Origin of the sequence: Klebsiella sp. (assembly GCF_027492335.1) — a bacterium.
Lineage (GTDB): Bacteria > Pseudomonadota > Gammaproteobacteria > Enterobacterales > Enterobacteriaceae > Klebsiella > Klebsiella huaxiensis.
This window is the reverse complement of record NZ_JAPUEW010000071.1, coordinates 1-8007: the sequence shown is the minus strand read 5'-3', so window position 1 is coordinate 8007 and position 8007 is coordinate 1. Positions and strand designations below refer to the sequence as shown.

Here is an 8007-nt window from a genome sequence, read left to right as displayed (position 1 = left end):
TTAATCAGCGAGTCAGCTTGGGAAGAAATGACCTGCTTATTCGCACCTTCCCAAGGGCTAATTAATCCAGAGGAGCTGATCACTCACGAATTTGAGTATCAACATGTTGTTGATGCACTGGAACTTTTTGAGAATGACAGAAAACGTTGCTGTAAGGTTTTATTAACCTTCGGGCAATAATTACGAGTGCGGACTCTATATCCTACAATTAGAGATAATCATTATGACTACAGTTAAAAATGAGAGAACAACATCAGATCTCATTCGTGCAGCCGTATCTGGTTGGTTAGGTACCGCGCTGGAGTTTATGGACTTCCAGCTCTATTCTCTTGGCGCGGCGCTGGTTTTTCATGAAATATTTTTCCCTGAACAATCTGCTGCCATGGCGCTTATTCTGGCAATGGGGACTTATGGCGCAGGGTATATTGCGCGAATCGTCGGGGCATTCTTTTTTGGTAAGATGGGTGACAGTATAGGGCGTAAAAAAGTCCTGTTTATTACTATCACCATGATGGGGATTTGTACCACCCTGATTGGCGTTCTGCCAACCTATGCACAGGTCGGTATTTTAGCGCCGATATTGCTGGTCACTTTACGTATCGTTCAGGGATTAGGCGCTGGGGCTGAAATTTCCGGAGCGGGTACCATGCTGGCAGAGTATGCGCCAAAAGGTAAGCGCGGTATTATTTCGTCGCTGGTTGCGATGGGAACCAACTGCGGAACGTTAAGCGCCACGGCCATCTGGGCGTTCATGTTCTTCGTACTGGACCGCGAACAGCTCGTCGCTTGGGGATGGCGTGTTCCGTTCCTGGCAAGCGTTGTGGTGATGATTTTTGCTATCTGGTTACGTCTGAACCTGAAAGAAAGTCCAGTATTTGAAAAGGTTAGTGAAGAAAATGTTTTACAGGAAGAGACTGCGGCTAGTGAGAACACCCTCGGTGCGATGCTGAAAAGCAAGTCCTTCTGGCTGGCGACGGGTCTGCGCTTTGGGCAAGCAGGTAACTCCGGCTTACTGCAAACATTCCTCGCAGGTTATCTGGTACAAACGTTATTGTTTGATAAAGGTATACCAACTGACGCATTAATGATTAGCTCAGTTATTGGCTTTATCACTATTCCTTTTCTGGGATGGCTATCAGATAAAATAGGTCGTCGCGTACCTTACATTATCATCAATATTTCGGCGATTATTCTGGCTTACCCGATGCTGTCGATAATTGTAGATAAGAGCTATAGCGCAAGCACTATTATGGCGTCATTGATTGTGATTCATAATGTGGCGGTGTTAGGTCTGTTTGCTCTGGAAAATATTACCATGGCCGAGCTGTTTGGTTCCCGTAATCGCTTTACCCGTATGGCGATTTCGAAAGAGGCGGGCGGCTTAGTTGCAGTAGGGTTTGGTCCCGTACTGGCTGGTATTTTCTGTAATATGACCGGCTCATGGATGCCCATCGTTATTATGCTGGTTTGTTATTCAATCATTGGTTTAATTTCTGCCATTCTGATGCCAGAAGTCCGCGACCGTGATTTGAGTTTGCTCAATGATGCCGCAGATTGTACGCCAGAGAAAAAAACGGTCGGCAACGGACAATATATTTGAGTTCCATAGAGTCCGCACCTTGATGATAGTTGTAAATAAAAATCTGCCGGGCTTTTAGCCCGGCATTTTCTATCCCTTCATGCAAAATATGCTGAATATATAACGACGTTATCTTCTTGTATGGTAGTTGATGAAAATCAAAGGTGTTATACCAATCATATGAGATGGTTTATATCACTGAGCCATTCTTATCGAGAATGGATTTTTGAACATCATAAAATGAGAGTCACCATGGAAAACACGCTTTTAACAGCTAATGCCACGCTGCCTTCTTACGATCGCAACCGGCTCGTTCCGCGTATCGTCCACCTGGGATTTGGCGCATTCCATCGCGCCCACCAGGCGGTATATGCCGATATTCTGGCAACAGAACACGGCAGCGACTGGGGTTATACCGAAGTGAATTTAATCGGCGGCGAGCAACAGATTGCCGACCTGCAACAGCAGGATTTGCTGTATACCGTCGCCGAGATGTCGGCGGATGCCTGGACTGCTCGCGTTGTCGGCGTGGTGAAGCAGGCAATGCACGCCCAGGTGGATAGTCTGGAAAGCGTGCTGGCGAAAATGTGTGAACCGCAGGTCGCCATTGTCTCATTGACCATTACTGAAAAAGGTTACTGCCACTCCCCAGCGAGCGGTGAACTACAGCTGGATCACCCGCTGATTGTCGCCGACTTGCAAAATCCGCATCAGCCAAAATCAGCGCCGGGTGTGGTTGTGGAAGCTTTGGCACGACGCAAGGCGGCTGGGCTGGCCGCATTTAGCGTCATGTCCTGCGATAATATGCCGGAAAACGGCCACGTGATGCGTAATGTCGTTTGTGCCTATGCCCGAGCGGTTGATGCCGAACTCGCTGAATGGATTGTGCACAATGTTACCTTTCCATCCACGATGGTTGACCGCATCGTCCCGGCCGTTACAGCGGATACGCTGGACAAAATTGAACAACTCACCGGCGTGCGCGATCCTGCTGGTGTCGCCTGTGAACCGTTCCGCCAGTGGGTTATTGAAGATAACTTTGTTGCCGGTCGTCCTGAATGGCAAAAGGCGGGCGCTGAACTGGTATCTGACGTGCTGCCGTTTGAGGAAATGAAGCTGCGTATGCTCAACGGTAGCCACTCCTTCCTGGCTTACCTGGGTTATCTGGCTGGTTATCAGCATATTAATGATTGTATGCTGGACGACAACTATCGCCGTGCCGCGCATGTACTGATGCTGAATGAACAGGCTCCGACGTTGAAAGTAGAGGGCGTTGATCTTGCACGTTATGCTGGTTTACTTATCGACCGCTACAGCAATCCGGCATTGCAGCACCGCACCTGGCAGATAGCGATGGACGGTAGTCAGAAGCTGCCACAGCGCATGCTGGATTCGATTCGTTGGCATCTGGCACATGGCAGCGACTTTACTCTGCTGGCGATGGGCGTTGCGGGCTGGATGCGCTATGTCAGCGGCGTTGATGACCAGGGACAGGCAATTGAAATTTCTGACCCGTTGCTGCTGGTGATTGCCGAGACCGTGCGCAACAGCGAAGAAGGTGAAGGGCGAGTGAAGGCATTGCTGGGTATTGAAGCCATTTTCGGTCAGACTCTGGTACAGGAAGGTCGCTTCGTAGATGCGGTCACTAACGCCTATTTAGCGCTGCAAAAGCGCGGCGCAAAAGCCACCGTTGCTGCGTGGGCCCAGGCCAACTAAATTTCTCCATTCTGATGCCGCCTTACTGGCGGCATTATCGCTCGCAATCCTACGATGTATCCTGCCTGGATTTCCCATTATTGATTTTAGATCCGGCTCTGCTTTCATCAGATGCGGAACAAAGACTCTGCAGAGAGTATTAAATAATATTTGTGCTCACACTGTATGATTAATTAATTCATCATTCTTATTTCAACATCCTTCTCGATTAGTGTGCCAAATATATATCTATATTAGTGTGATCATTGATGGTTTTTTAATAACGCCAACTTGTATGGTAGTAGGTCTGGTGATTAAATCCCGCATGATGATTGCTGGTAAATTGGCATGGAACGATATCTAATCAATCAGAAAAGGTGCAGGAATGCGTGATTTAAATAATAAATGCAAATGGTTGGCCAAAACAGTCTGTGTACTGCCGTTATTGATCGTTGGCGTATGTAATGGGGCTGAATCACTAAACGTAAGTACCTCTTTATCTCCTGATGACCCTATCTACAAGGGATTGCAGTCCTTTAAGAAAAACGTTGAGTCGCGCACTAATGGTGATATTAAAATAAAACTGTTTTCGAGCGGACAGCTTGGGGCTGATAACGAACTGTTGCAGCATGCCCAGGCGGGAAGCAACGTTGGTGTTATCGTTGATGGTGCCCGTCTGGCGCAATTTGTGCCAGAAATGGCTATTATTCCCGCTCCTTTTGTTTTTAAAGATTACCAGACGATTAAAACCTTTATTAATAGCCCTGTTTTTGCTCAATGGAGTGAAAAAATGGCGCAGAATTCAGGACTCACACCTCTATCATTTAACTGGTATCAGGGGGCTCGTATGCTGGTGACGCAGAAACCGGTACAGAAACCTGAAGATTTATCCGGCGTGAGGGTTCGTGCACTGGAAGCGCCGGTAACCATCGAAACGATTAAGTGTATGGGTGGCGCGCCAACGCCTCTATCCTGGTCTGAAATTTACTCATCTATTCAAACTGGCGTCGTTGATGCCGCTGAGGCGCAACCCACTGCGGTATATGGTTCTAAATTGTATGAAATCACAAAGTTCATCACTAAAACAAACCATATACATTTAATGACCGGCATTATTGTTTCAGAAAAATGGTTATCCACGTTAACGCCTGAACAGCAGACAATCCTGAAAGAAGAGGCACAGAAGAACGGCGATATCGCTTCCGATAATACTATTGCCGCCGGAGATAACATGTTGGCGGATATGGCGAGCAAAGGAATGACGGTTTCTGAAGTTGATGTTAAGCCTTTTGTTGATGCCTGCGCCTATGTCACGAAAAAACTGGGTCTGGAATCTGCACTTGAACAGGTAAAAAGCGTTACTAACTAAAATTACCTCGGGGGTGAATAGCCCCCGTTCGCAGCATTGAGGTTAAAAATGAAAGTTTTTCGCCAGTTTGAACTCGCATTTGCGCGTATTGGCTTGGTTGCGATCGTTATCATTATTCTTGCCGGAGGCGTGGGACGAGCTATCGGTCATCCTCTTATTTGGTCGTTAGAAATTGCCATGGTAATTTTCGCGTGGATTAGTATGTTTGCTATTGATTACGCTTTCCAGGTTCGCCGCCATATTGGTATTGATGCCGTAGCCAATTTTTTTCCGCAAAAATTAAAAAGAGTATGTCTGTGGGGGAATGAAATTATTATTCTTGGTTTTTTATTATGTGGCGTCTGGTACGGTTTTAACTTCGTTATCACCACTCATCTTCAGGTTCTGCCGGTTACTGAGTTATCACTGGCCTGGTTGAATAGCGCAGTACCTACTGGATGTCTTCTCATGCTTTTTACCTCGCTGGAGTTTTTATTCGGCGGTTGTCAGGAAAAACAGCAAAAAAATAAGGTCGAGATATGCTCTTAACCGTCGCCCTGTTTGTGGTGTTATTGATTGTTGGCATGCCGGTAGGGATGGTTATTGCGATATCCAGCCTGAGCTATTTTTTTACCGCTGATTTTTTGCCAGTCGGTATTGCTTTTCAAAAATTTTCCGCGCCGACTCAATCTTTTCCTATTCTGGCAACACCATTATTTCTCCTTGTTGGGAATTTACTGAATAAATCAGGTGTTACCCATCGTCTACTCGATTTTGCCCGTATCATCTCGGGATGGATGGTCGGTGGTCTGGCGCAGATCAACGTGCTTTTGGCGTGTTTGCTGGGGGGCGTTTCTGGTTCAGCTACCGCAGATGCGGCAATGCAGGCGCGCGTCCTGGGTTTACCGATGGTCGCTCGCGGATATCCGAAAGCGTTTAGCGCCGCGGTTATTGCGTTTAGTTCGTTGATTACAGCGACCATTCCACCGAGTATCCTGCTGATCTTGTATGGTTTTGTCGGCAACGTTTCCATTGGAAAACTGTTTATTGCCGGGATTTTTCCGGGATTGCTGCTAACTATCATTATTATGGTGACAAACTATATTCTTGCCCGGCGCATCAATATTAAACCGGAAATGGCTTCGTTACCAAACAGGAAAGAGGTTTGGCTGAGTTTTAAAAATAGCTTCTGGGCGCTTATGTTCCCGGTTGTTTTAATTGTTGTTATCCGGTTGGGTATTTTTACTACCACGGAAGCAGGCGCGTTTATTGTTTTATACGCCTTTGTTATTGGCCGCTATGTCTATAAAGCCCTTGATAACGCCACATTATGGGAAGTTCTGAAGGAAACCATTAGCGATATCGGCGTCGTTATGTTGCTGATTATGTCTGCGGCGATTCTCGGACATATCACTATTCTCGATCAAATTCCGCAGCAGCTCGCCGAGGCCATTATCCAGATTACGGAAAATCGTTATGGTATTCTGGTCCTGCTATTGGCTTTAATTGCGGTTGCGGGGATGTTGTTTGATGGTAGTGTTATTATATTGCTCCTGACCCCCATTCTATTACCCATTGCGGTTGAGGCTGGATTTGATCCGATACATTTCGGTTTGGTTTTTGTGGTACTGACCCTATTGGGAGCCAATACACCCCCTGTGGGGATCTGTATGTATACCGTTTGCGGGATCTTAAACTGCAGTACGGTCGCATTTGTCAGAGCTTCAATTCCTTATCTGATCGCATTCTTTGTATTCATTGCGATGCTGGTGATCTTTCCGTCTATTACTTTGTTCCTGCCGCAGACGCTGATGTAAATCTTGATTGCATCAATAGTATATAACATAGGGTAAGACCGTAAATTGGGTATTTACGGTCTTACTTTTTCATATTATTTGAGGTTATGTATGCCGCTAGTTAACGCTTCGTTTATGATCAACAATGCACCCGGTGTGAAACTTTACAATGAGGTGGCAAAATCGTTACCGATTATTGATTATCATTGCCACCTTGATGCCAGAGATATTTATGAAAATAAATCTTTCAACCATATAGCAGATCTATGGCTGGCGGGCGATCACTATAAATGGCGAGCGATGCGCGCCAACGGTATTGATGAGCGATATATTACTGGTGATGCCAGTGCAGATGAAAAATTCCGCGCATGGGCGTTGACGGTCGAATCCTGCTTTGGCAATCCGTTATATCACTGGACGCATCTTGAACTGCATGCCTATTTCGGTTGTGAAGAAACGCTAAACAGCCAGAACTGGCAGAGAATCATGGCGCACTGCAATGCGCTCATTGGCCAAAAAGAGTTTTCACCTCGAGAACTCATTAAGCGGTCGAATGTTGAAGTTATCTGCACCACGGATTCGCTACTCGACTCTTTGCACTTCCATCAGCAGTTAAAGAATGAGTCCAACTTTGAAGTGAAAGTATTACCGACTTTTCGTCCCGATGAGCTTTTCGTCGCTGATACCCATGCGTTTAGCTTGTTTATTGACAGATTCTCGCAGGTCAGCGGTTTTGCCATCAGGACGTTTAATGATTTTGATAAAGCTATAGGTCAGCGTATTGACCATTTCCATCAGGTCGGTTGCCGTATTTCCGATCATGGGCCGCAGTTTATTTGCTGGAATTGCGCAACGCAGTCAGAAGTAGAGTCAATTTTTTGCAGAAAACGGCAAGGAAAAAAACTAACCACAGATGAGCAGACGAGCTTAAACAGTGCGATCTATCTTCTTTTAGCCCGCCATTACAGGCAGCGTGATTGGGCGATGCAAATTCATTTCGGGGCGATTCGTGATAACAACAGTACGATGTTCTCACGTTTAGGGCAAAATAAAGGGTTCGACTCGATACTGGATCAGTCTCTGCTTGCGGTACATCTGAACCAGTTTCTCGATGCTCTGGCACGCAATAGTGCATTACCAAAAATCATTTTCTACAATCTTAACGCCAATGATAACGATATTGTCGCCTCGACAATGGCCAACTTTCAGACGGCGGATAATGGTGTGAAATCGCCTTTGCAGTTGGGTTCCGGCTGGTGGTTTAACGACACCCGTCGCGGTATGGAGAACCAGTTAAATACGTTGGCCGATCAGGGGTTGCTGATGCATTTTGTCGGTATGCTTACGGATTCGCGTAGTTTTGTCTCTTATACCCGCCACGACTATTTCCGACGAATTGTTTGTAACCTTATTGGTGATTGGGTTACCTGCGGAGAAGTGCCTGACGATCAGGAGATTTTATCCCGGATGGTCAGAAATATTTGTCATGATAATGCTGAGCGTTACTTCAGATTCTGATTTTTTAGCATCTGCAGGGCTTTGTTGAATAAATCGAACTTTTGCTGAGTTGAAGGATCAGATCACGCATC

At 46.2% G+C, this 8007-nt stretch carries 6 protein-coding genes and 1 pseudogene; all 7 read left to right on the top strand.

Annotated features, from left to right (window positions below; genetic code table 11):
• Positions 1–180 (top strand): annotated as a pseudogene (locus tag QVF11_RS21520) (hypothetical protein); the annotation flags it as partial.
• Positions 181–223: 43 nt separating this feature from the next.
• Entirely contained in the window at positions 224–1600 is a 1377-nt protein-coding gene (locus tag QVF11_RS21515; RefSeq protein ID WP_287859118.1) for an MFS transporter, read from the top strand.
• 231 nt (positions 1601–1831) lie between these two features.
• Positions 1832–3295: a mannitol dehydrogenase family protein gene (locus tag QVF11_RS21510; RefSeq protein ID WP_287859116.1), complete on the top strand. Its 1464-nt coding sequence runs from the start codon at positions 1832–1834 to the stop codon at positions 3293–3295.
• A gap of 364 nt (positions 3296–3659) precedes the next feature.
• The gene (locus QVF11_RS21505; protein ID WP_287859115.1) at positions 3660–4643 is read left to right on the top strand and encodes a C4-dicarboxylate TRAP transporter substrate-binding protein; all 984 of its coding nucleotides are present in this window, start codon (positions 3660–3662) and stop codon (positions 4641–4643) included.
• A gap of 48 nt (positions 4644–4691) precedes the next feature.
• A complete protein-coding gene (locus QVF11_RS21500; protein WP_112214304.1) occupies positions 4692–5171 on the top strand; it encodes a TRAP transporter small permease in 480 nt (159 codons plus the stop codon).
• Positions 5162–6439: a TRAP transporter large permease gene (locus QVF11_RS21495; RefSeq protein ID WP_112214303.1), complete on the top strand. Its 1278-nt coding sequence runs from the start codon at positions 5162–5164 to the stop codon at positions 6437–6439. The genes QVF11_RS21500 and QVF11_RS21495 overlap by 10 nt, the downstream gene beginning before the upstream one ends.
• 90 nt (positions 6440–6529) lie before the next feature.
• Positions 6530–7936 carry a glucuronate isomerase gene (gene uxaC, locus QVF11_RS21490; RefSeq protein ID WP_287859114.1) on the top strand — a complete coding sequence of 469 codons (1407 nt, stop codon included), beginning with the start codon at positions 6530–6532 and terminating at the stop codon, positions 7934–7936.
• The last annotated feature ends 71 nt before the right edge of the window (positions 7937–8007 follow it).

Excerpts from the sequence above, each read along its gene's own strand:
- QVF11_RS21500 (WP_112214304.1), top strand. The coding sequence starts at position 4,692 with ATGAAAGTTTTTCGCCAGTTTGAACTCGCATTTGCGCGTATTGGCTTG.
- QVF11_RS21510 (WP_287859116.1), top strand. The coding sequence starts at position 1,832 with ATGGAAAACACGCTTTTAACAGCTAATGCCACGCTGCCTTCTTACGAT.
- QVF11_RS21515 (WP_287859118.1), top strand. The coding sequence starts at position 224 with ATGACTACAGTTAAAAATGAGAGAACAACATCAGATCTCATTCGTGCA.
- QVF11_RS21505 (WP_287859115.1), top strand. The coding sequence starts at position 3,660 with ATGCGTGATTTAAATAATAAATGCAAATGGTTGGCCAAAACAGTCTGT.
- uxaC (WP_287859114.1), top strand. The coding sequence starts at position 6,530 with ATGCCGCTAGTTAACGCTTCGTTTATGATCAACAATGCACCCGGTGTG.
- QVF11_RS21495 (WP_112214303.1), top strand. The coding sequence starts at position 5,162 with ATGCTCTTAACCGTCGCCCTGTTTGTGGTGTTATTGATTGTTGGCATG.